Here is a 21,654-nt window from a genome sequence, read left to right as displayed (position 1 = left end):
TTACTTTCTAAGTGTAGTTTCGCTCAATAAATTCGTTACTAAATAAAGAAGCGGCCAGGGGGAAAGCTTTCTGCTTATCTGCGCTTCCCCTCCGGCCGCATCACCCAACTATTCCGTCGGGCCGTCCGTGCCAGGCGAACCAGCCGGACCGGCCTCATCCGCGGAGCCAGCCGAATCAGGGCCAGCCCCATCAGCCGGGTCAGCGATGATGACCATCGCGTTGCGGATCAGCTTGTCGCCGATCTTGTAGCCCTTGCGCAGCACCGTCCCGATGACCTTGGCGTCACCGGTAGACAGATCCTGCACAGCTTCGTGGATCTCCGGGTCGAAGGCATCACCCTCGGTACCGAACCCCTGCACGCTCTGGTTGTCCAGTACGCCGCGGAGGTTGTCGCTGAACGCCTTCAGGGGTCCTTCGGCCAGGTCGCCGTGCTGTTTTGCGAGCTCGAGATCGTCGATAAGCGGAAGCAGCTGCGCGACGACCTTGGCTTTGGCGGTGTCAGCGATTTGTGCGCGCTCGCGGTCGGTGCGGCGGCGGTAGTTGGCGTACTCGGCGCTCACGCGCTGGAGGTCCTCCGTGCGCTCGGCGAGCTGGAGCTCCAAGTCGCTGACGGTGCCGTCGCCGTCGACGTCGCGGTTGACCTCACGGTCAATGCCTTCACCTTCGGCGAATGCCTCGTCGATTTCCTTGTCTACCGCCGGGTCGGCGAGGGGGTCCTCGGAATCCAGGGCCTCAGCCTCAGCCGCTTCTTCAGCCAAGGTTTCGGTCTGGTCCGGGGAGATGTACTCCTCGTCGGTCGCTTCGGGCGCACCCGGGTTGTCGGGCATCTGCTCGTGCGGGTTCGTCATGGTTGCTCCTTAGTTGTTCCGGGAGTCGTCAGCGTTGTCGGTGTTGTCAGCGTCGTCCTCTTCGACAACCTCAGCGTCGACAACGTTGTCGTCAGCCTCCGGCGCAGCGCCTGCCTGGGTAGCACCGGCGTTAGCGTCAGCCTCGTAGATGGCCTTGCCCATCTCCTGGGACTCGGTGGACAGCTTCTCCACGGCTGTCTTGATGGCGTCGATGTCCTCGCCCTTGAGCGCTTCGTCGACCTCATCGGCAGCTGCGGTGACCTTGGTGCGGATGTCCTCGGAGATCTTGTCGGAGTTCTCGTCCAGGAACTTGCGGGTCTGGTAGGCCATGGACTCCGCGTTGTTGCGGGTCTCCTGCTCCTCGCGGCGAGCCTTGTCCTCGTCAGCGTGAGCCTCCGCGTCCTTGATCATCCGGTCGATCTCGTCCTGGGACAGGCCGGAGCCTTCCTGGATCTTGATCGTGTTCTCCTTGCCGGTGCCCTTGTCCTTGGCGGACACGGAGACGATGCCGTTGGCGTCGATGTCGAAGGTGACCTCGATCTGCGGAACACCGCGCGGTGCCGGAGCGATGCCGCCGAGCTCGAAGGAGCCGAGCAGCTTGTTGGCCGACGCCATCTCGCGCTCACCCTGGAAGACCTGAATCTGCACCGACGGCTGGTTGTCTTCAGCGGTGGTGAAGGTCTCGGACTTCTTGTGAGGGATGGTGGTGTTGCGCTCGATCAGCTTGGTCATCACGCCGCCCTTGGTCTCAATGCCGAGGGAGAGCGGGGTGACGTCGAGAAGCAGCACGTCCTTGACGTCGCCGCGCAAGACACCAGCCTGCAGGGCAGCGCCGAGGGCCACGACCTCGTCCGGGTTGACGGACTTGTTCGGCACGTTGCCGGTGAGCTCCTCAACCAGGGCGGACACAGCCGGCATACGGGTGGAACCACCGACGAGGACGACCTGGTCGATGTCGCCGACGGACATGGAAGCGTCCTTGATCACCTGGTTGAACGGCTCCTTGGTGCGGTCAAGCAGGTCAGAGGTGATCTTTTGGAACTCGGTGCGGGTGAGATTCTCATCCAGGAACAGCGGGTTCTTGTCAGCGTCAACCGTGATGTACGGCAGGTTGATGGATGCCTGTTGAGCGGACGACAGCTCAATCTTCGCCTTCTCAGCAGCCTCGCGCAGACGCTGCAGAGCCATCTTGTCCTTGGTCAGGTCGATGCTGTGCTGAGCCTTGAACTTCTCCACGAGCCAATCGACGATGCGCTGATCCCAGTCATCACCACCGAGCTCGTTGTCGCCGGCGGTAGCCAGCACCTCGACGACACCGTCGCCGATCTCCAGCAGGGAGACGTCGAAGGTACCGCCACCCAGGTCGAACACGAGGATGGTCTGCTCGGTGTCAGCCTTCTCCAGGCCGTAAGCGAGAGCAGCCGCGGTCGGCTCGTTGACGATGCGCAGCACGTTCAGGCCTGCGATCTGGCCGGCCTCCTTGGTGGCCTGGCGCTGTGCGTCCTCGAAGTAGGCCGGAACGGTAATGACGGCATCAGTGACCTCGTCACCCAGGTATGCCTCCGCATCACGCTTGAGCTTCATCAGCGTGCGGGCGGAGATTTCCTGCGGGGTGTACTTCTTATCGTCGATGTCAACGTTCCAGTCGTTGTCGCCCATGTGGCGCTTCACCGAGCGGATGGTGCGGTCAACGTTGGTCACGGCCTGGTTCTTTGCGGACTGGCCGACGAGAATCTCGCCGTTCTTCGCAAAAGCGACGACCGACGGAGTGGTGCGCGACCCCTCAGCGTTCGCGATAACGACGGGCTCGCCGCCCTCAAGAACGGAAACGACCGAGTTCGTCGTACCGAGGTCAATACCTACTGCGCGTCCCATTGTGTGATGTCCTCCTGTGTCAAGGTGCGTTTATCAGTGTTTCTCTGTGAGTTGATTGCTCGTCGCTCAACTTCTGCGGGCCACTGTACCACTCGAGCGTGACACCGCTGCGAAGAGTTGAGCTTGACTCACTCAATCTCCACAACCTGCAGCCACACAAAGTTGTTCCCGGTTCGCTCAACTTTCTTCGTTCCCGCTGATCACGCGCGCTTGTCGACGCCACCTCCCCCACACCCGGTGAACGCTGGTGCATCATGACTGTCGCCGAACCGTTACGGAATGCGCCCACATTCGATGTGGACAAAATCGCCCACTCTGGCAGAATGCACAGGCGTGAATAATTCGAACAAGGACGGCACCACCGGCAAGAACACCGGTGGGGATTTCGCCGACACCCTCCTCGACTCGCTTGAGGAGCCGAAGACCCTCCCCACTCCCGCCGACGCGGCACTGGAGATGTCCCACGAACCGATCGACCGCGGCCAGGTCATCGCCAGCGACGGCAAGTCGGCGGCGGCGTGGGCGCTGCGTTTCATTGTCGTCGTCATTGCGACGGCATTCCTGTTCAAGATCATCGGCTTCGTGTGGGTCGGCGTACTGCCGCTGTTGCTCGCGCTGATCTTCTGCACGGTGTTGTGGCCGCCTGTCCGCTGGCTGCGCAACCACAAGGTGCCCGGCGCGCTGGCCGTCTTCATCGTTCTGCTCGCTTTCTTCGGCGCGATCGGCGGCCTGTTCGCCGCAATGGCCCCGACGATCAAGACGCAGTCGGTGGAGCTCTACCACCAGGCCGAAGAGGGTGTCCAGCGCATCCTGGACTGGGTGGAAACCTCCGCCCCGTTCGACGTGGACACCAGCCAGATTGAGCAGGCCATCAGCCAGGCGGGCGACTTCGTCCGCGGCCAAGCCTCCAACATCGCGTCCGGGGTGGTCACGGGTGTGGGCGCGGTTGCTTCCATCGGTACGACGTTGGCACTGATGCTGGTGCTCACCTTCTTCTTCCTTAAGGACGGTGACCGCTTCCTGCCGTGGCTGCGCAAGTACACCGGCGTGAAGGCTGGCTGGCACCTGACTGAGGTGCTCATGCGCTCCTGGAACACCCTGTCCGGCTTCATCCGCACCCAGGCAATCGTGTCCCTGGTGGACGCTATTTTCATCGGCCTGGGCCTGGTCCTGCTGGGCGTTCCGCTGGCGCCGGTGCTGGCTGTGATCACCTTCTTCGGTGGCTTCATCCCGATCATCGGTGCGTTCACTGCCGGTGCCCTAGCGGTCGTTGTTGCCCTGGTCTCCGGCGGCGTGACTAAGGCGCTTCTCGTGCTTGCGCTGGTCATCCTGGTCCAGCAGCTGGAGGGCAACGTGCTCCAGCCGGTGCTGCAGTCCCAGGCGATGGGCCTGCACGCGGCGATTGTTCTCTTGGCTGTCGCCGTCGGCGGTACGGTCTTCGGCATCATCGGCGCATTCTTGGCTGTCCCGGTGGCTGCTGTCGTGGCCGTCTGGTTCCGCTACTGGGCTGAGATGGTGTCGCTCCGCAGCGGAGAGATCACAGCCGATGACATACAGATAGCCACCCAGCAATCCCAAACGCTGGATTCCCGCGAAGCCTACCTGGCTGTGCGCGACCGCATGCGCTCCCTCGGTCGCCGCAAGGGCCAGACCCAGCTCGACGAGGAAGCGGGCAAGCTCGGCTCCACCAAGGTCCCGCACGATACGATGAAGACCTACGACGAGGAGACGCCGGGCGAATCCCGCGCCCTGTCCAAGGAAGCCGTCTCGTCCGACAAGGGGCGCAAGCGCGACCTCGATAGCGACGACGTTTAAACTGCTTATCCGCGCTTCCCCTGAAAGGCCAGCCCCCGGGCTGGCCTTTTTCTATACCCTGGATTGGCATGAGCACTCTGGAGAACAAGACCATTGCCATCCTTTCCACCAACAACTTTGAAGACTCTGAGCTGACCAGCCCGCGCGATGCCGTGCACGAGGCAGGCGCGGCCACCGTAGTCGTGTCCACCGAGTCCGGCTCCATCGAGGGCAAGAACGGCACCGAGGTCTCTGTCGACCTGACTACCTCCGAGGCCAACGCAGCCGATTACGACGCACTGCTGCTGCCGGGTGGCACCTCCAACGCTGACCAGATCCGCACGGACGAGGCTGCTGTGAAGCTCGTCCGCGAGTTCACCCAGGCCGGCAAGCCCGTCGGCGTGATCTGCCACGGCGGCTGGATCCTCACCGACGCAGAAGCTGTCTCCGGTGTGCGCATGACCTCTTACCCTTCCCTCAAGACCGACCTGTCGAACGCTGGGGCGACGTGGGTTGATGAAGAGGTAGTCGTCGATAAGCGCATCGTCTCTTCGCGCACCCCCGATGACCTCCCTGCTTTCAACAAGGCCATCATCGAGGAGTTCGCTAAGTGACCTCCCACCACTTTGAGGTGAAGGTCGCCGGAGGCAAGCTCGTCGTCGCGGACGTCCAAGAAGACGGCACGACGATCACGGATGCGCGCATCTCCGGCGATTTCTTCCTCGAGCCGGAGGAGGCGTACGACGCGATCAACCGCGCCCTCGTCGGCGCATCAGTCACCGAGACCGCCGACGATCTGTGCAAACGCCTTGACACAGAGCTTTCTCGCTTCGATGACCTCGCGCTCCACGGTTTTTCCACGAAGGATGTGGCCATCGTCACTCGGCGCGCGGTCCTCGACGCCAAAGACCTCACCGACTACGAGTGGACGGTCATCCACTCCCCCGTTTTGCCCACCCCAATCAACGTGGCGCTGGACCAGTACCTGCTCGAAGAGGTCGCTGCTGGGCGCAAGGGCCCGATCCTGCGTTTTTGGGAATGGGAGGACAAGGCTGTTGTCTTCGGTTCCTACCAGTCCTTCCAGAACGAGTTGGATCCAGAGGGCATTGAGAAGCACGGCATCGTGCCTGTGCGCCGCATCTCCGGCGGCGGGGCGATGTTCATGGAGGGCGGCAACTGCGTCACCTACTCCATGTACCTGCCCGACGACATCGTGCGCGGCCTGTCCTACGTGGACAGCTACCAGTACCTCGATGCATGGGTCCTGGCCGGGCTGCAGTCGCTCGGCGTGAACGCTTGGTACGTGCCGATCAACGACATCACCTCCGACGGCGGCAAGATCGGCGGTGCTGCGCAAAAGCGCATCCCTGGCGCGATCCTGCACCACACGACGATGTCTTACGACATCAACGCCGACAAGATGATGGATGTCCTGCGCGTGGGCAAGGTGAAACTGTCGTCTAAGGGCGTGCAGTCCGCCGCCAAGCGTGTTGACCCGCTGCGCCGCCAGACAGGTGTCCCGCGCCAGGAAGTCATCCAGGCGCTCATGGACACGTTCATAGCGCGCTACCCCGCAGAGGTCGGCGCGCTTAGCGACGATGATTTGGCCGCAGCCCAGCACCTCGTGGACACCAAGTTCAGCACCGAGGAGTGGACGCACCGCGTCCCGTAGCTGGCGCTACTACGGTTAGCTAGATGCCGCCGCTTCTTCCACAGCGGCGGCGCTGGCGACCGATAGCAGCACCGTGTTGATTCCGTCGACATTCTCGAAGGTGCCTGCGTCCAGCACCTGTCGATCGATCTGCTTCACCCGCATACGCAGGTCATTGAATGGAATGCCCTCGATTTCGCCGAGGAACTGGCGGCGCAGCTCGCCGGTGTTCTTCAGCAGAAGAATGACCATTGCTTCCTCCGGGCGCGGCTCCTCCTTGCCCAGGAAGATGTCGCGGTAGCGCTGGCGCATGGCCTTCTCGATGGTCTCATCCTTTTCCGGGAAGCGCTGCCAGTGCAGGCCCAAGAATCCCGCGCGCTCCTCGTCGAGCACACCCTCTTCAATGAGTCGCTGGGCAATGGCTTCCTTCTTGGCGAACTTCCGGGAATTGAGCAGCGAGTACACGCTCGGGTGCCCCTTCTTCTCCACACGGGCCACACCGTGAGCGAGGGCGGGGTGACCTTCGGAGCGGGCAACGGCGCCGTTGACAAGCGAGACGCTCGGGCTCTTACCGGCATGCACATCGACCAGCCCGGTTGCGACCAGATCGCACAGCAACGCGCCGTTCAACGCCACGCGCTGGTGGCTCACCCCCACCTCGACGTGGGCGGATTTGTCCGAGAGCAGCAGGAAGAGGGCTTCGCTGACGAGCATGGTGGAAAGTCCTTCTATGGTCGATATATAACTCGCCCCAGTCTATCCGGCAATCGGTAAACAACAAGCCGCATTCCCTCGCATCACGGGTGATAGAGGTGCGGAAAACGTCGCTGCAGAGCCCCCTTGAGCTCTGGATCCGACACAAGTGCAACAAGTTCCTCGATCACCGATCCCCCGTGAGCCTCTGACACTGCTCGCAGTTCGGCCGCTAACTGGGATTCGAACTCGACTTTCTTCTCTTTGATCTGAGTGAGAAGCTCACGCCCTTTGGGTGAGAGAGCATGAAGCGTCAGACGCTTGTCCTCGGTCGACTGTGCTGAGACAGATATTCCTTTCCTAACAAGCGCGTCGAGCAAACGGCTAGGGCTACCGGATTCACAGACAAGATACTGGCCAACTTCTTTCGTGCTAATTGGGCCATGAACGCCTAGCACTTCCACGACCTCCGCCTGGGAGTGAGTCAAACCCACCTCAGAGAAGAGCCGATTGAGCCGTCGGCTCCCCTGGCGCTGGAGCGCGAGAATGAGATAACGGAATTCCTCAGGATGAGTGAATAGCTCTAACGGCATGTCATTCCTTCCCTCGTGTTGTCAGCTTTCAGTCTCGAGGAAACGCGCCAATCGCGCTAACCGCTTACCGGGCACCAACGCCGCCTCTCGCTGCCCAATCACGGCCGACAGAGTCCCGGCTTGCCTAATCCGATGAGTAACCCGTGTCGTTCCATCCAACTGGGATTCAAGCAGAAAAGACGAATGTTCGCGCAGACCCGGAATATCAATTTCAAAGTCGACAACGTGGCCCGTTGAAGTCTCAGACGCGGCGGCCACGATCGTACCGTTCAATACTTTTTGCACCGTGAGCGCGTGCGAACCGTCGGCACGAGGCGGGCTCACGAAGCTGAAAGCAGGATTCCACGAGGGCAGGCGTTCCAAGTCTGTCACGACCCCAAGAATGGCGCGCTCACCGGCATGAATCGTCACGGCGGCACTATTTTCGGTTTTAAATGACATGTCACCGACATTATCCAAGACACGTGCTTTGGTCAAGTAAATTTATTTCCCCCTGCCTGGTCGACTTCCACTTCAAATAAATTCCCAGTTCAGAGAAGTTGATCTACGTTTTCCCGTCTGGTTACATTCCGTGTTGCAACATGCATGTTGCCACATCTAAGACTGGAAAGGAACATGATGCTCCAAACACACGAAGAACAGGCATCCGTCAACAAGACTGACGAGCGCCTTTTCGCAGAAACCGAACTCAGCCCGATTGAGAAAATCGTTTCCGACGTCGCGGCGGGCAAGATGGTGGTCCTTGTCGACGACGAAGACCGCGAGAACGAAGGCGATCTGATCATGGCCGCTGAAGCTGCTACTCCAGAGGCCATCAACTTCATGATTACGCAGGGCAGAGGATTGCTGTGCGTGCCGATGCCTGCAAACCATGCACAACGGTTGAATCTGCACCCCATGGTGAAAACCAACGAGGACGATTTCGGCACGGCATTCTCTGTCTCTTGCGATGCGACCGGTGACTACGGGGTCACTACAGGTATTTCAGCCTCTGATAGAGCGCGAACGGTCCAGCTCCTGGCTAACGGGGGTAACGAGAATGACTTTCACCGTCCAGGGCACATCTTCCCCCTCATCGCTCGCGAAGGCGGGGTTCTCACCCGAGTCGGCCACACAGAGGCCGGAAGCGATCTGGCCGCAATGGCTGGCTTCTCTCCAGTTGGCGTCATCATCGAAATCATCGGTGATGACGGTGAAATGCTTCGACTCCCTCAACTCGTCCCGTGGTGCAAAGAGCGCGGGATCTCCATCTCGACCATCGAGCGCATGCGCGACTACCGGAACGAACAAGTACGCGCAGGAGTCCGAATTGACCAGAAACCCGACGGAACTCCCATCGCCGAGACGCTGAAAGGCGACGCACAGTGAAGAACTACAATTCAAGCTTTCTTGGTCAAACTGTCCGCCGAGTTTCTACGCCGCGAATCCACGACTTCGTCCTGAACCACGTCGGCTTCATCGAGGGTTTGGAAAATATTCCACGCACCGGACCGGTCATTTTTGTAGCCAATCACTCCAGTTACATGGACCACTTCGTTACGAAGACCCTGGCAAACTCAGTTCGCGGAGGCGAGGAGTGGTTCCCCACCAAAGCCGAGGCATTCGAATCGTTTCTTTCGCGTGTTTGGCACGAGTCGATGAACTGTTATCCAGTCGACCGTGACGCACCAGGAGAAGAAGTATTTCGTCGCGCACAAGACGTTCTCGAGGACGGCGGCACTCTCGTGCTCTATCCAGAAGGCACACGCAACGTGGGCGAAGGACTCCTGCCCTTCAAATCCGGCGCGTTTCGCATGGCATTAGCGAACAACACACCCGTCGTACCCATCGGAATGACCGGACTTGCAGAGGTTCTACCAAAAGGCGCTACTGTACCGCGGCGCCGTCTCTTCTCCGTTTCCATCGGCGAGCCGTTGGTCCAGCCAGAGGTGGGTGATGAGCGAGAAAACGCCCGTCAAATGCGCGACCAAGCGTTTGAAATCGTCGCTGAGCTAAAGGATCGAAGCAAGAATCCGAATGGAGCCGATCGTGGTGCCGCGGTGAGCCGCATGGTGGAACTGGCGCAAACTATAGTGCGGGAGAACCTCACTCCCCAGGGAACCCTTCCTCCGGCGGTAGTTCGGCGGGTCGAATTGCTGTTGCGCATCGCGCGTAAAACATCCCGCCGCGACCTCAGTCTCCCCGTTCAGCAGACCCGGTTATCCGGTTTCAAGGCCCTCAACTCACACACATCGGCAGGCACTGCAGCACGCGCCGCGATCGTTAACCAGCGGGCTCTTCTACTTTCAGACCTAGACGGATCTGATGATTTTTCTGCTTACCTCGCTGGAAGAAGCGCCTTAACACTGCCACGTTGGCTCGGTGGTGGAGCGAATTTAGCGCGCTCTCAGTTCCAACGGGCGGTGTCCCGCGGAGGAAAGATGACCTCTCAATCGTACGTGGGGCTCGCAGAGTCGTTCCTCAAAATTGGAGACATTGACGCCGCAATAGAGGCTTACCGCCAAGCAGAGGACAGCATCCCCGCCGATGATCCGCGTGGCGATCTCCGTCGAGAAAAGATCGCGTCTGCGGTTGCGTCGGCCAAGTCAGCATCGGAAAGAAACTAAATATGCCCATAAGCCTCGTAAAAAAGTACTCAAAGCTCATTCTCGTAGTGTGGTTGCTCCTTTCCGCGCTCGGGGTAGTTGGAGCACTCCAGCTCAACGGCGCCGTGAAAGCCGGAGGCTTCAACGACGAGAACGGGACGTCCTTTGTCGGCCAAGAGGTGAACGAGCATGCCTTCGGCGATCCCGCGAATCAACTCACTGTCGTCCTGAACTCCGACAGCAGCATCTCTTCAGAAGTGCTAGACAACGTCTCGACGGGTATAGAAACTCTGCCGAACATCGACTCAGTCATCGATGGGCGTGCGCTCGCCTCATTGTCTTCTGATTCAGGGAAGACCCAAATCCTCCAAGTCGGCGTAGCGGCTGATAATACGACGACTCAAAACATGATCCCTGACCTCCGTGACAGAGTCGAGACAGCAGTGGAAGGAGAAGATGTCACGAGCCATGTGACTGGAGCCCCCGCTTTGGACTACGACTTGAACATTCAGTCCCAGCAAGATGCCTTGCGAGCGGAGATCATCGCCTTCCCACTTCTCATTTTGGTTCTGCTGCTCATCTACAGAGCTGTCGGTCCTACGCTGGTGACACTCCTGGTTGCAGGCGCTTGCCTTATTGGAACGCAAGGCATCGGAACCCTGCTAGCTTCGTTCCTCGATGTTTCCAACATGTACATCACCGCAGCCTCCCTTATCGGCTTGGCCGTTTCGGTGGACTACTGCTTGTTCTTGATCGCTCGATACAAGGAGTTTCTTATCGCGGGACATCCGCCTGAGGACGCTCTGCGGCGAGCAACCAACACCGCAGGGCATTCCATCCGCTTTGGCGGCTTGAGCGTCATCGCCGCTCTATGTGCTCTGTTCATCGCTCGGAATATGGTTTTCAGCTCGATTGCCATGGCTGGCATCGTGGTCACGTCCATCGCGCTTTTGGCGTTGGCAACTCTTGTGCCAGCTGCAATTATGCTGCTGGGAGACCGATTCTTCTTCGGCAAACTCCCTGGATACGAGAAAACAATGCGAGCTCCGGAAGATAAGGAGAAACGCACTTCGAGCCTCCCGCTCAAATCGCCCTTGCTTGCAGTCGTGTTGATCGCCGTGCCATTGCTCATCGCCGCTACCCCTCTGGCGAGCATCAAACTCCAGGTTCCCGTAGCAAGCTCGTCCATTCTCCCAGCAGGAATGGACTCACGCGAGGGGATCGAAATCATTGAATCTGAGCTCAACGCCCGCGAGCTGTTTCCCACTATGGTTACGTTCGCCGGGACGGAGGGCCAGTCAGCCCAAGAACTCGATGCAGAAGTCGAGGAATTCCTCGCGGACATCGAAGAGGTTCGACACGTCGATCAGGTATTCGCGTCGGGAACACCTGCAGAGCAGTATTCCCCCTACCCATTGAGCGCCGAGAAAGAGGGACGCGCCTATAAGAGGGTCGTCATTACGTCTACGGACTTACCGGATTCCGACGCCGCCCACGAGATGGTTGCGGATATCAAGAAAGCGGCAGACGAGTACCCCGACACCTTCGTCTCAGGCGCCACAGCGCAGGGCGACGACTTTGATCGACTGGTCCAAAAGTCCATTCCCTGGATCGTGGGTTTCGTCCTCTTGATTTCGCTGCTTCTCCTTGGATGGGCTTTCCGGTCGTGGCGACTAGCCACACTCGCGGTCGTGCTCAACGGTCTCGTTGTCTCCGCAGCGATGGGTTGCCTATCCCTGCTGTGGAAAGCCGTAACTGGTGAAGCGATCAACAGTGTGACGCCGATCGTCGTGTTCGCGATCGTATTTGGCCTGAGTATGGATTACATGGTGTTGATGGCTTCACGAATGAAAGAGCAGTTCGCTTCCGGCTCAACCCATCGCGATGCCATTGCGGAGGGAGTTGCGCACACATCCCGTCTCATCATCTCCGCCGCGATCATCATGATTGGAGTTTTCCTCTCATTCATGGTGGCTGAAATCAGCATCATTCAAGAGCTGGGCCTTGGGCTGGCGATGGCCGTCGCTTTGGACGCACTCATCGTTCGACCCATCCTCCTGCCGGCAACGCTCGCTTTGCTAGGTGAGAAGGTATGGGGCAAAACCCAATCAACGAGCTCTAACTAGACGCTTAGTTCGCGCAGTGCAGTGAGTAAGCGATTGGACGCAGACAAGACTCCTGTGCGGACTTGCTGGCGCTGGACCGAACACTCCCTTGGTGTCCGGTCAGCCCCTGCGCTACCTCCTGGCCTGGTTAGCCATCATCACTGTCGTGTTGACCGTGACCGATGTTTCAGCACTGTTCGCTGCCTTGATCACCAGCTCAAGATCCGGGTCCGTCACCAAGGCCGCCACATCTCTGACTGCCTGCTTCACTTCGCCGCGGCCCATTCCGCGTAGCTCTTCCTTGAGGAGGGCGCGGACGGCATCGTAGGCGTCGAGAAGCGCTACGAGCATCGATTCTTGCAATGTCGGGTTTGCTTGGCCGCGGAGAATCTGCTCAAGTCGGCCGCGGAGCTGCAGCTCCACCGACTCATCGCGAGTAGGAAATTGATTTCGGGAGAGGAAACTGAAAACCCCGTCTGTTTCCTCGAGGACACCCTGCGCGACGAGCCCCTGTGCGACATCTTTCCGCTTCGCGAACCAGTCATCCGCGATGATGTCGTAAGTAGACCTGTTGTTTCGCTTCTCAATCATCTCTACGCCGTGTCGCAGCACAGGATGCTCGACCTGCGCCGACGGAACAGCAGCTGTGAGCTTCGGGGCGCGGATTGTTCGGTCAGTGATCGTGACTAGTTTCCAACCAACCAGATCGGCCATGAGTCCGCTGCGGAGGAGCATGTCGTTCCACAGCATTGAGGTTTCGTGTTTACCTTTGTCGTTCGTGGAGAGAAGTAGTATTTGCTCCGAAATCAACATGCCCTCAGTATATGGACACTCGGAGCTGGCCCGCCCGGAAAAATGTCCCCTGCATCATCGCAGTTTCCTGCGTGTTAGCTCCGAACCAGCGGAGCACGGTCGTGTGGTCAGAGCTACTGTCCCCTGGGCTCGGCAGGAATAGATTTTCAGTATCGCCTTTCAGTGAACCGATGCGACGTTTTCCCAGGCGGGATTTCACCGGAGGCGTCAGAAGGCGATAGTAAAAATGTAGTGAGCGCGGTGCCTTGCCCGAAAAAACACCAACACACCCAGTCCGACTTAGGGGGTGAACACGGTCATCGTCGCGCCGACCGCAGCCATTTCCACGCACTTCTTCGCAGCTTTGAGCGTCTGAGCGATCTCGGGGGATGTGACGGAGGCGGATGCGTTTTCAATCGCTTGCTTGCGTTCTGTGCGCCTCATCCCGCGCAGCTCCTCTTTGAGGAGCGGGCGGATGGCGTCGTAGATATTGAGGAGCATGATGAGCGTCGCATCCTGCTCCGTCGGCTGCGCCTGACCACGAAGGATCTGCTCCAGGCGGCCGCGGAGCTGCAGTTCCGGCATCCCATCGCGGGTCGGGAACTGGTTCCGGGAGAAAAGACGGAAGCCTCCGCCGGACTCCTCCAGAACCCCCTCGGCGACCAGTCGTTGGGCGACATCCTGGCGCTTGCCAAACCATTCGGACCACAGGACGTCCGTAAGTCGTTTTGCCCGACCGTTTCTCCAGGGCTTCAACGGCAGTACGGAGGACAGGATCCTCCACTTGGGCCGCAGGCACGCTCGGAGCGACGATCGGGTCTCGGAGCTTGCGCTCTGTGATGGTTGCAAGGCCGCGGCTCATCAAGTCCGCAAGCAAACCGCTGCGCAGCAGCATGTCGTTCCACAGGAAAGCCGACTCGTGCTTGCCTTCGTCGTTGGTGGCCAGGAGGAGGACGCTCTCCGAGATCAGCATGCCTCAAATGTAGATATTTTACCGGACGTGCGAGTCTGCCGGAGTCTCTGTCGCCTCGGCCGAACCCGACTCAGCGCCGATGGCTGCTTCCTTCTCGTTCGCCGCGCGCCAGTTCGCTCGGTGGCGCCGCCATCCACGGATCGACAGTGCCACGCCGACAACCAGCACGACCACCCGCACCACGATCAGCACGGTCGCCCCGACACCAAGGGCCTTGAGCACGACGGGCAGGTTGAGCATGACGATCAAGGTGCCCACGATGCCGCCGAGCAGGATCGGGTTGAGCCTGGTCACCAGCCATGCGGCCAGCGGCGCGGCGATCACGCCGCCGAGCAGCAGCGCACCGACCGCGGAGAGGTGGGTGACCAGGTCGTCCCACATTCCCAGCACGAAGCCGGCGGTCGCGGCCGCGGTGACGAAGAACTCCGCGGTGTTGACGGTACCGACAATGCGGCGCGGCTCGGAGCGGCCAGCCGACAGCAGCGTCGAGGTGGTGACGGGACCCCAGCCGCCGCCACCAGTGGCGTCGACAAATCCGCCGAACAAACCCAGGAACCCAAGGAAGGGTTTCGAGTGCGGGGTCTCTACGACCTGCCGGCGAATGAGCCCGCGGGAGAATCGATAGACCAGGTTGATGCCGATCGCCGCGAGAATAAGCGACATGATCGGCTTCGCGGACTCCGTCGACAGGTTGGACAGCACAGTCGCACCGACGAACGCTCCGACAGAGCCAGGAATGCCGATCGCGGCGACAACGCGCCAGTCGACGTTGCCGAATTTCCAGTGGCTGATGCCGGACACGAGCGTTGTACCCAGCTCAGCTGTGTGCACCACCGCGGAGGCCTGCGCGGGTCCCAGGCCTGCGAGCATGACAAGGATCGTCGTCGATGTGACGCCGAAGCCCATGCCCAGGCCGCCGTCCACAAGTTGGCCGGCTAAGCCGGCGATGGCGATGAGTATGAGCGTGATCATGCGGTTCATGGTGGCTGTCCTTTGGTGAGAATTACGCCGTGGCCGAAGCGGCCAGGGCGTCTGTGTGCGCGAGTGCGCGGCGGTAGCGCGAAGCTACGACGTGTGCGAGGTCCGCACCCAACGGCGCGGAGACGGAACCGGGCCACATTCGAAACGCCCGGTCCAGGAGCAACCCTTCAGTGACAAAGAGCGGGAGCAAATGCTTATCGACGCTTGCCAGCTCCCCCACATCCCCCTTCCCATGGCCCGTCGCGGGAACGGTCGTGACAGGAATGCCGACGAGCTTTTCGACGTCTCGCCCCAGCTCCACCGTCTTCCCGGCCGCCTCCGTGTTGGAAGTGCCGACCGGGTAGAGGATGATCTCCTGGATTGACAGGCCAGACGCCGCGATATCGCTCACGGCTCGCGCGGCGAGGATGGCGGCCACATCACGGCCTTGGCCCAGCCCGTCGGCGGGGATGAGCTCCAGTCCGGTCGCTGCGCGGGCTTCCGCGATCGCTTGCGGAACGTCGTGGGTGGCGTGGAAGGCGGTGGTGAACAGGGTCGGTACGACAACGGCGCGGGTGTGGCCAGCGTCGACAAGCTGCTGGGCGGCGGCGGTGAGGTCGGGGGTGTCGAACTCGAGGTGCGCATCCACACCGACCACGCCCAGCTGAGCTGCGGCGGCAGCGGTCAGCGTGGCCACACCGGGGCGCGCGCCGGGGTGGCGCGATCCGTGCGACAGCGTGATCAGGGCGGGTGCGTTCATGATGACCTCAGCTCTCCTACCGCAGCCGCGTTCCCACGAGACCAGCTGCCAGCGTGTTACCGGACGCCTGATCAATGAGCAGGAAGTTGCCCACGGCACCGCGCGCCGCGTACTCCTCCACCGGCAGCTCCTGCGCCGTCTGGACGGTCACGTGCGCGATGTCGTTCAGGCCGAAGGACTCTGGCGCGGTGTCATCCGAGTTGGACGAAGCCGTGCCGTCGATGTCGATGACGCGGTCGACGCTGCCAACACGGGCACGGACCAGCGAGGTGCCATAGCGCAGCTTCACAGCCTGCCCAGCCGCGACGTCCTTCTCGGTCAGACCGACGACGGTGCCGTGGAACTCGCGGACGAGCTCCGGGAATGGCGCGGAGGCCAGCAGGTCGCCGCGGGTGAGGTCGATGTCGTCGGCAAGGCGCAGGGCGACCGCATCTCCAGCGTCAGCGGACTGCGCGCCGTCGAGGCCATCCGCCGTGTCGATGTGCGTCACTGTCGTGGTGCGGCCATTCGGCGCGACGACCTCATCGCCGACCTTCACGGAGCCGGAGTTCACAGTGCCGGCGTAGGCACGGTAGTCGGTCTCGTGCTCACGCAGGACGTACTGGATGTTGAACCGGAACGCCAGGTCCAGCGCGCGGCCGGAGTTGACCGGGATGGTCTCCAGCAGCTCGAGCACGGTCGGGCCCTCGTACCAGGATGTCTCGGTGGAGCGCTCGGCAACATTGGCGCCGAACTTCGCGGAGATCGGCACGGCGTGCGGCTCCTCGATGCCCAGGGCAGCACAGCGGGACTCGAACTCGCCCTTGATCTCCTCGAAGACGTTCTGCGAGTAGTCCACCAGGTCGATCTTGTTCACGGCCAGGATGACTGTCTTCACACCGAGCAGGCTCGCCACGGTGAGGTGGCGGATGGTTTGCGGTTTGATGCCGTTTCGGGCGTCGACAAGCAAAACGACGACCTGGGACGTGGACATGCCCGTGACGGTGTTGCGCGTGTACTGCTCATGCCCCGGGGTGTCCGCGAGGATGAAGGTGCGCTGGTCGGTGGCGAAGTACCGGTAGGCGACGTCGATGGTGATGCCTTGTTCGCGCTCGGCGCGAAGGCCGTCGACAAGCAAGGAGAGGTCGAGGCCCTCGAAGCCGCGGTCGGCGGAGGTGCGTTCGACGCTGGCGAGCTGATCCGCGAGCACCGACTTCGTGTCGTGCAGGAGGCGGCCGACGAAGGTGGATTTGCCGTCGTCAACGGAGCCGGCCGTGCAGAGCCTCAGCGTCGCTCGTTGCGCTAACGCTTCACTCGCCGACGCATTCGGCTCTGCAGAATTTCCAAAAGGACTCATCAGAAGTAGCCCTCCTTCTTGCGGTCTTCCATGGCGGATTCGGACAGGCGGTCGTCGGCGCGCGTGGCGCCGCGCTCGGTCAGGGTGGAAGCGGCGAGCTCGACGAGCACCTCATCGATGGTTGTCGCGGTCGAGTCGACCGCACCGGTGCAGCTCATGTCACCGACGGTGCGGTAGCGCACGCGGCGGGTCTCCACGGTCTCATCCTCGCGCGGGCCGCCCCACTCGCCGGCGGTGAGCCACATGCCGTCGCGGTTGAACACCTCGCGGTCGTGGGCGAAGTAAATGGCCGGCAGCTCAATGTCGCGGGCGCCGATGTACTCCCACACGTCCGCTTCCGTCCAGTTGGAGATGGGGAAGACGCGGATGTTCTCGCCCGGAAGCTTCTCGCCGTTGTAGAGACTCCACAGCTCAGGGCGCTGACGGCGCGGATCCCAGCCGCCGAAAGAGTCGCGGACGGAGAAGACGCGCTCCTTGGCGCGGGCGCGCTCCTCGTCGCGGCGGGCGCCGCCGAGAACGGCGTCGTAACCGACCTCAGCGATGGTCTCCACGAGGGGCACGGTTTGCAGCGGGTTGCGGGTGCCGTCGGGACGCTCGACCAGGTCGCCGCGGTCAATCCAATCCTGCACGTGCGCCACGCGCAGGCGGGCACCGGTTTCCTCGACGAGGCGGTCGCGGAACTCGATCACTTCCGGGAAGTTGTGGCCGGTGTCCACGTGCAGCAACTCGATCGGCATTGCGGCGGGCGCAAACGCGCGGCGCGCCAGCTCGAAGACGACACAGGAGTCCTTGCCGCCCGAGAACAGCAGGCCGATCTTGTCGAATTGCCCTGCCACCTCACGCAGGATGTGAATCGACTCGTTCTCCAGATCCCGCAGGTGCGGGGAGAGTTCGTTAGCCATGCAGACCACACTCCGTCTTGCTCGAAAAGGCCCAGCGACCAGCGCGGGGATCTTCGCCCTCAGCGACCGGCAGGGTGCAGGTCGCACAGCCGATGGAGGGGTAGCCCTGCTTGGTCAGCGGGTGGATGATCAAATTCTTGTCCTCTATGTATGCGTCGGTCTCGTCCAGCGACCACGTGATGATCGGGCTGATCTTCAACCGGCCCGTGGCATCCAAACTCAAAGCGGGGGCTTCGGCGCGGGTGGGGCCGTCGTCACGCCGCAGGCCCGTGACCCAGCCGACATAGGGCGAGAGGTTCACCGCGAGCGGCTCCACCTTGCGCATACGGCAGCACGCGGTCGGGTTGCGGCGGTAGAGTGCCTTGCCGTATACGCGGTCCTGCTCCTCACGGCTCAGGATCGCCTTCGCGCGGACGAGGCGCTGCGCCGGATAACGCTCTTCGACCTGGTCCGCGACATCAAGCGTCTCGTCGAAGTGGTACTCCGTATCCAGGAAGAGGAAGTCCGCCTCCGGCAGGTAGTCTTTCGCCAGCTCCGCGAGAACGGTGTTCTCCATGCTCAGCGTCACCACGAGGTTGCCTGGGGCATACTCATGGGCCCACTCGAGGATCTCTTTCGCGGAGGCGTTGTAGAGTTTGTCGGCCCATTCGTCGACAAGCTTCGCGTTTGCTTCGGCGATCTCTGGGGTCAGCGGCGCTGTTTCTTTGGGGCCCTCGGGGCTCACTTCGGGGTCGCGCACATCACCCGCGGACCTGTTTAGAAAGTCCACTATTTCTCCTTCCTCAACACCGCGTCGTGGCCGTGACGGGCCAGCGATTCCTGCAGTGCTTGCTCCGTTGACTTGGCCTTCTGCGGAGCCACGTCCGGGTCATCTTGCCCGTGGAACAACACCTCGAAGATACGCAGGCACTCGGTGCATTTCCATGCAAAATCCGATTGTTCATCAGGAAATAACCCTTCGCCCGCGCAGTAGGGGCAATACGCGGGGTGGTTGCGGTTCGGGTTCGGCTTGCGGCGGAAGCTCATCGCAGGTCATCCTCGTCGGCGCGCGCGACCCAGTCGCGGAAGAGCTCGCCGTCGTTTCGCTTTTCGACGAAATTACCCGCCACCCTCGTCACATAATCCCCAAGCTCAGTCGAAAGGACTTTGTGGCCGCGGAGCTTCCGGCCGAAGTTGGCGCCGTCGCCGATGGCGCCTCCCAGATGCACTTGGAAGCCCTCGACCTTGTTGCCGTTGCCGTCGTCGACCATCTGGCCCTTCAGGCCGATGTCCGCGATGTGCGTGCGGGCGCAGGCGTTCGGGCAGCCGTTCAGGGCGATCGTGATGGGAGAGTCGAAGTCCTTGAGGCGTTCCTCGAGTTCGTCGACAAGCTCAATGCCGCGGGCCTTTGTGGTCACGTGGGCGAGCTTGCAGTATTCCAAGCCGGTGCAGGTGAGCATGCCGCGGCGGAATTCGCTGGGGGCGGAGTAGAGGCCCATTTCAGTCAGGTCTGCCGCAAGCGCCCGGACCTGCTCCGGGTCGACGTCGAGGAACAGAATTTCCTTGAACGGGGTGAAGCGCAGACGACTCAGGCCGTAAGACTCGGCCAGGTCAGCGATGGCGATGAGCTGCTCGCCGGTGAGGTGGCCCATCGTCGGCTTCACGCCCAGGTAGACATTGCCGTCTTTCTGCTCGTGGATGCCAATGTGGTCGCGGTCGATCAGGTTGGTCGGGGCGTGCGGGCCGTCGGGAAGCTTGTAGCCCAGGTACTCGTCCTCGAGGACCTGGCGGAACTTATCGATGCCCCACTGCGCCACCAAGAACTTGATGCGTGCCCGGGCGCGGAGGCGGCGGTAGCCGTAGTCGCGGAACAGGCGGACCACGCCAGCCCACACCTCCGGCACCTCCTCCAGGGTGACAAAGGCGCCGAGGGACTGGGCGAGCATCGGGTTCGTCGCCAAGCCTCCGCCGACAAAGCACTCGAAGCCCGGACCCAACTCGGGGTGGTTGACCCCGATGAACGCGATGTCGTTGATCTCGTGCACGACATCCTGGCGGGCGTTGCCGGAAATCGCGGTCTTGAACTTGCGCGGCAGGTTCTGGAATTCCTCGCGCAGGACGTACTCGTTCTTGATCTTCTCGATCGCCGGTGTGGCGTCGATAATCTCATCCTTCGCGATGCCCGCCACCGGCGAACCCATGATCACGCGCGGCACATCGCCGCAGGCGTCCCAGGTGTTCAGGCCGACCGACTCGAGCTTGTCCCACATCGCCGGCGCGTCTTCGACGCGCAGCCAGTGGAGCTGAATGTTCTGGCGGTCCGTCAGGTCGGCTGTGGAGCGGCAGTAGTCGCGGCTGATCTCGCCGACGGCGCGGGCCTGCTCAGTGGAGCACTGTCCGCCGTCGAAACGCACGCGCGCCATGAAGAACTCGTCCTGCAGCTCGAGGTTGTCCTTGCCGGTGTGCTCGCCGCCCAAGTTCTGCTTGCGCTGCGTGTACATGCCCAGCCACTTGAAGCGCGGGTACAGATCTTCTTCCGGGATCGACTTGAAGCCCTGCTTAGAGTAGATGTCGATGACGCGCTGCTTGACCGCCAGCACGGGCTCGACCTGTTTGAGCTCCTCATCGTGGTTGAGGGGCGCCTGGCCGTCGATCTTCCACTGGCCTTCCGGCTTTGGCTTACGCGCCGGGCGGGGCCGTGCTTCTGCGCTTGTGGTGGTGGTCATGCCGCCTCCTTCTGTGTACCGCTCTGTCTATAGCGTTGCGCGGTGCGGTTTGTTGATCAGCACGCTACACAGCCAGCCCGCATAAGGTCACTCCCCTGCAAGGTTTCGGCTCGCTGGTCTGCACGTTCATATGAATGTAAATCTCGCTTGAGCCTTGACTGCGTACTAATCGTTGCTAAGTTTTTAGACCAAGCGGTCTACCTAGCTACAGAAGGAGCCTCACATGACCAACCGCGTTTCCCGCGTCGCCGTCATTGGAGCCGGCCCCACCGGCATCCACGCATCGGACCTCCTCATCTGCATGCCCGGCCGCAGCTACTTCGTCGACCTTTTCGACGCCTCCCCCGCCCCCACATCCCTCATCCGCTTCGGCTCATCGCACCGCAGCGCCCGCTCGCTTATCGACGTCCCCCGCCTCAGACTCTTCGGCAACCTCACCATCGGAACTGACGTGACCGTCGGCGAACTGACCCACTACTACGACACGATTGTCGTGGCGTCTGATTCTGACGCCGGGGCCGGTGACACCGCCGGGTCCGTCGTGGTCATCGGCACATCTCCTGGCGCGGCCGAGGTTTACGACGCGCTCTCCGCGTCCGCCGCCGATGCCGGTCTTTCGGGCGCCGGCCTCGCCGATGCCGCGATTGCCCTCAGCCGCACCCCCGTCGTCGCTTCACCGCAGGTGGCTGACCAGCCCGGGGCGATCGTCGCCCTTCTCGAGTCCCGCAGCCTCCCCTTCACCACGTGGGAAGGCTGGCACCGGCCGGCTTGGGCGGACGTTTCCGCGGTGTCAGCATCCGGCCCGTCTGCGCCTGGCGTCGTCACGGTGGCTCAGTGGACGACCCTGCTGTCTGCAGCGAATGCAGTTCCAGCGACACCCTAGCCCCGCAAAACCCCAGGGACTCCGCGATGCGGAGTCCGCTCCATCGGACCCGACCCGACCCCCGGAATACTGCTCGACCTTATAAGCCAGATCGCACGTTTCTGACCAGTACTTTTACGTGAGCAGTATTCCGGAAATGCCCGAGCAGTATTCCAGCCCGGCGCCACCTCACCGGGCTGCCGCAAAACCGCAGGGACT

21 protein-coding genes are annotated in these 21,654 nt (G+C 61.6%); 7 read left to right on the top strand and 14 right to left on the bottom strand.

Translation table 11 applies throughout. The features are described from left to right. Window positions 1-108: 108 nt before the first annotated feature. Entirely contained in the window at window positions 109-849 is a 741-nt protein-coding gene (gene grpE, locus HMPREF0291_RS03920; RefSeq protein WP_005288267.1) for a nucleotide exchange factor GrpE, read from the bottom strand. 9 nt (window positions 850-858) lie between these two features. Further along, window positions 859-2,724 carry a molecular chaperone DnaK gene (dnaK, locus tag HMPREF0291_RS03915; protein ID WP_005288264.1) on the bottom strand — a complete coding sequence of 622 codons (1,866 nt, stop codon included), beginning with the start codon at window positions 2,722-2,724 and terminating at the stop codon, window positions 859-861. Window positions 2,725-3,018: 294 nt separating this feature from the next. Here dnaK and HMPREF0291_RS03910 point away from each other — a divergent pair, with 294 nt between their 5' ends. From HMPREF0291_RS03910 to HMPREF0291_RS03900, 3 genes are all read left to right on the top strand, one after another. Next, window positions 3,019-4,539: an AI-2E family transporter gene (locus HMPREF0291_RS03910; protein WP_005288260.1), complete on the top strand. Its 1,521-nt coding sequence runs from the start codon at window positions 3,019-3,021 to the stop codon at window positions 4,537-4,539. Between the two features lie 68 nt (window positions 4,540-4,607). Further along, the gene (locus HMPREF0291_RS03905; protein ID WP_005288257.1) at window positions 4,608-5,132 is read left to right on the top strand and encodes a type 1 glutamine amidotransferase domain-containing protein; all 525 of its coding nucleotides are present in this window, start codon (window positions 4,608-4,610) and stop codon (window positions 5,130-5,132) included. Further along, on the top strand, window positions 5,129-6,190 hold the full coding sequence (locus tag HMPREF0291_RS03900; protein ID WP_005288254.1) for a lipoate--protein ligase family protein: 1,062 nt from the start codon (window positions 5,129-5,131) through the stop codon (window positions 6,188-6,190). Before HMPREF0291_RS03905 ends, HMPREF0291_RS03900 begins: the two co-directional genes overlap by 4 nt. Before the next feature lie 15 nt (window positions 6,191-6,205). Here HMPREF0291_RS03900 and HMPREF0291_RS03895 read toward each other — a convergent pair whose 3' ends face one another. The 3 genes from HMPREF0291_RS03895 to HMPREF0291_RS03885 form a co-directional block, all read right to left on the bottom strand. Next, window positions 6,206-6,883, bottom strand: a complete 678-nt coding sequence (locus HMPREF0291_RS03895; RefSeq protein ID WP_005288251.1) for a GOLPH3/VPS74 family protein — start codon at window positions 6,881-6,883, stop codon at window positions 6,206-6,208. 83 nt (window positions 6,884-6,966) lie between these two features. Further along, window positions 6,967-7,455, bottom strand: a complete 489-nt coding sequence (locus tag HMPREF0291_RS03890) for a MarR family winged helix-turn-helix transcriptional regulator (protein ID WP_005288248.1) — start codon at window positions 7,453-7,455, stop codon at window positions 6,967-6,969. A gap of 21 nt (window positions 7,456-7,476) precedes the next feature. After that, window positions 7,477-7,896, bottom strand: a complete 420-nt coding sequence (locus HMPREF0291_RS03885; RefSeq protein WP_005288245.1) for an SRPBCC family protein — start codon at window positions 7,894-7,896, stop codon at window positions 7,477-7,479. A 174-nt stretch (window positions 7,897-8,070) separates the two neighbouring features. On the opposite strand from HMPREF0291_RS03885, the gene ribB reads away from it, so the two are divergent. Genes ribB through HMPREF0291_RS03870 form a run of 3 tightly spaced genes read left to right on the top strand, consistent with a single transcriptional unit; the run spans window position 8,071 to window position 12,166 of the window. Continuing rightward, window positions 8,071-8,823, top strand: a complete 753-nt coding sequence (ribB, locus tag HMPREF0291_RS03880; RefSeq protein ID WP_005288240.1) for a 3,4-dihydroxy-2-butanone-4-phosphate synthase — start codon at window positions 8,071-8,073, stop codon at window positions 8,821-8,823. Then, window positions 8,820-10,061 carry a lysophospholipid acyltransferase family protein gene (locus HMPREF0291_RS03875; RefSeq protein ID WP_005288238.1) on the top strand — a complete coding sequence of 414 codons (1,242 nt, stop codon included), beginning with the start codon at window positions 8,820-8,822 and terminating at the stop codon, window positions 10,059-10,061. Before ribB ends, HMPREF0291_RS03875 begins: the two co-directional genes overlap by 4 nt. A 2-nt stretch (window positions 10,062-10,063) precedes the next feature. Further along, window positions 10,064-12,166, top strand: a complete 2,103-nt coding sequence (locus HMPREF0291_RS03870; protein WP_005288235.1) for an MMPL family transporter — start codon at window positions 10,064-10,066, stop codon at window positions 12,164-12,166. Window positions 12,167-12,277: 111 nt separating this feature from the next. Here the strand turns inward: HMPREF0291_RS03870 and HMPREF0291_RS03865 are convergent, their stop codons facing one another. The 9 genes from HMPREF0291_RS03865 to HMPREF0291_RS03825 form a co-directional block, all read right to left on the bottom strand. Next, window positions 12,278-12,958 (bottom strand): GOLPH3/VPS74 family protein, encoded by a 681-nt coding sequence (locus HMPREF0291_RS03865; RefSeq protein WP_005288232.1) that lies wholly within the window; start codon window positions 12,956-12,958, stop codon window positions 12,278-12,280. A 279-nt stretch (window positions 12,959-13,237) separates the two neighbouring features. Next, window positions 13,238-13,693 (bottom strand): GPP34 family phosphoprotein, encoded by a 456-nt coding sequence (locus HMPREF0291_RS11500; protein WP_005288227.1) that lies wholly within the window; start codon window positions 13,691-13,693, stop codon window positions 13,238-13,240. Window positions 13,694-13,928: 235 nt separating this feature from the next. Beyond that, on the bottom strand, window positions 13,929-14,882 hold the full coding sequence (locus tag HMPREF0291_RS03855; RefSeq protein ID WP_050748860.1) for a sulfite exporter TauE/SafE family protein: 954 nt from the start codon (window positions 14,880-14,882) through the stop codon (window positions 13,929-13,931). Between the two features lie 31 nt (window positions 14,883-14,913). Next, window positions 14,914-15,630, bottom strand: coding sequence for a sirohydrochlorin chelatase (locus tag HMPREF0291_RS03850; protein WP_005288222.1), 717 nt, complete (start codon window positions 15,628-15,630; stop codon window positions 14,914-14,916). 16 nt (window positions 15,631-15,646) lie between these two features. Then, window positions 15,647-16,966 carry a sulfate adenylyltransferase subunit 1 gene (locus HMPREF0291_RS03845; RefSeq protein WP_005288218.1) on the bottom strand — a complete coding sequence of 440 codons (1,320 nt, stop codon included), beginning with the start codon at window positions 16,964-16,966 and terminating at the stop codon, window positions 15,647-15,649. Next, window positions 16,966-17,868 (bottom strand): sulfate adenylyltransferase subunit CysD, encoded by a 903-nt coding sequence (gene cysD / locus HMPREF0291_RS03840; RefSeq protein ID WP_005288216.1) that lies wholly within the window; start codon window positions 17,866-17,868, stop codon window positions 16,966-16,968. The genes HMPREF0291_RS03845 and cysD overlap by 1 nt, the downstream gene beginning before the upstream one ends. Next, entirely contained in the window at window positions 17,861-18,637 is a 777-nt protein-coding gene (locus HMPREF0291_RS03835; protein WP_005288215.1) for a phosphoadenylyl-sulfate reductase, read from the bottom strand. Before HMPREF0291_RS03835 ends, cysD begins: the two co-directional genes overlap by 8 nt. Beyond that, window positions 18,637-18,894: a hypothetical protein gene (locus HMPREF0291_RS03830; protein ID WP_005288214.1), complete on the bottom strand. Its 258-nt coding sequence runs from the start codon at window positions 18,892-18,894 to the stop codon at window positions 18,637-18,639. Before HMPREF0291_RS03830 ends, HMPREF0291_RS03835 begins: the two co-directional genes overlap by 1 nt. Further along, window positions 18,891-20,573 carry a nitrite/sulfite reductase gene (locus HMPREF0291_RS03825; protein WP_005288212.1) on the bottom strand — a complete coding sequence of 561 codons (1,683 nt, stop codon included), beginning with the start codon at window positions 20,571-20,573 and terminating at the stop codon, window positions 18,891-18,893. Before HMPREF0291_RS03825 ends, HMPREF0291_RS03830 begins: the two co-directional genes overlap by 4 nt. A gap of 223 nt (window positions 20,574-20,796) precedes the next feature. Here HMPREF0291_RS03825 and HMPREF0291_RS03820 point away from each other — a divergent pair, with 223 nt between their 5' ends. Then, window positions 20,797-21,456, top strand: a complete 660-nt coding sequence (locus tag HMPREF0291_RS03820; protein WP_005288210.1) for a hypothetical protein — start codon at window positions 20,797-20,799, stop codon at window positions 21,454-21,456. The last annotated feature ends 198 nt before the right edge of the window (window positions 21,457-21,654 follow it).

The sequence above is a fragment of the Corynebacterium genitalium ATCC 33030 genome, from assembly GCF_000143825.1.
Lineage (GTDB): Bacteria > Actinomycetota > Actinomycetes > Mycobacteriales > Mycobacteriaceae > Corynebacterium > Corynebacterium genitalium.
Note: the sequence above shows the minus strand (reverse complement) of the source record. Positions and strands in the feature narration are given on the sequence as shown.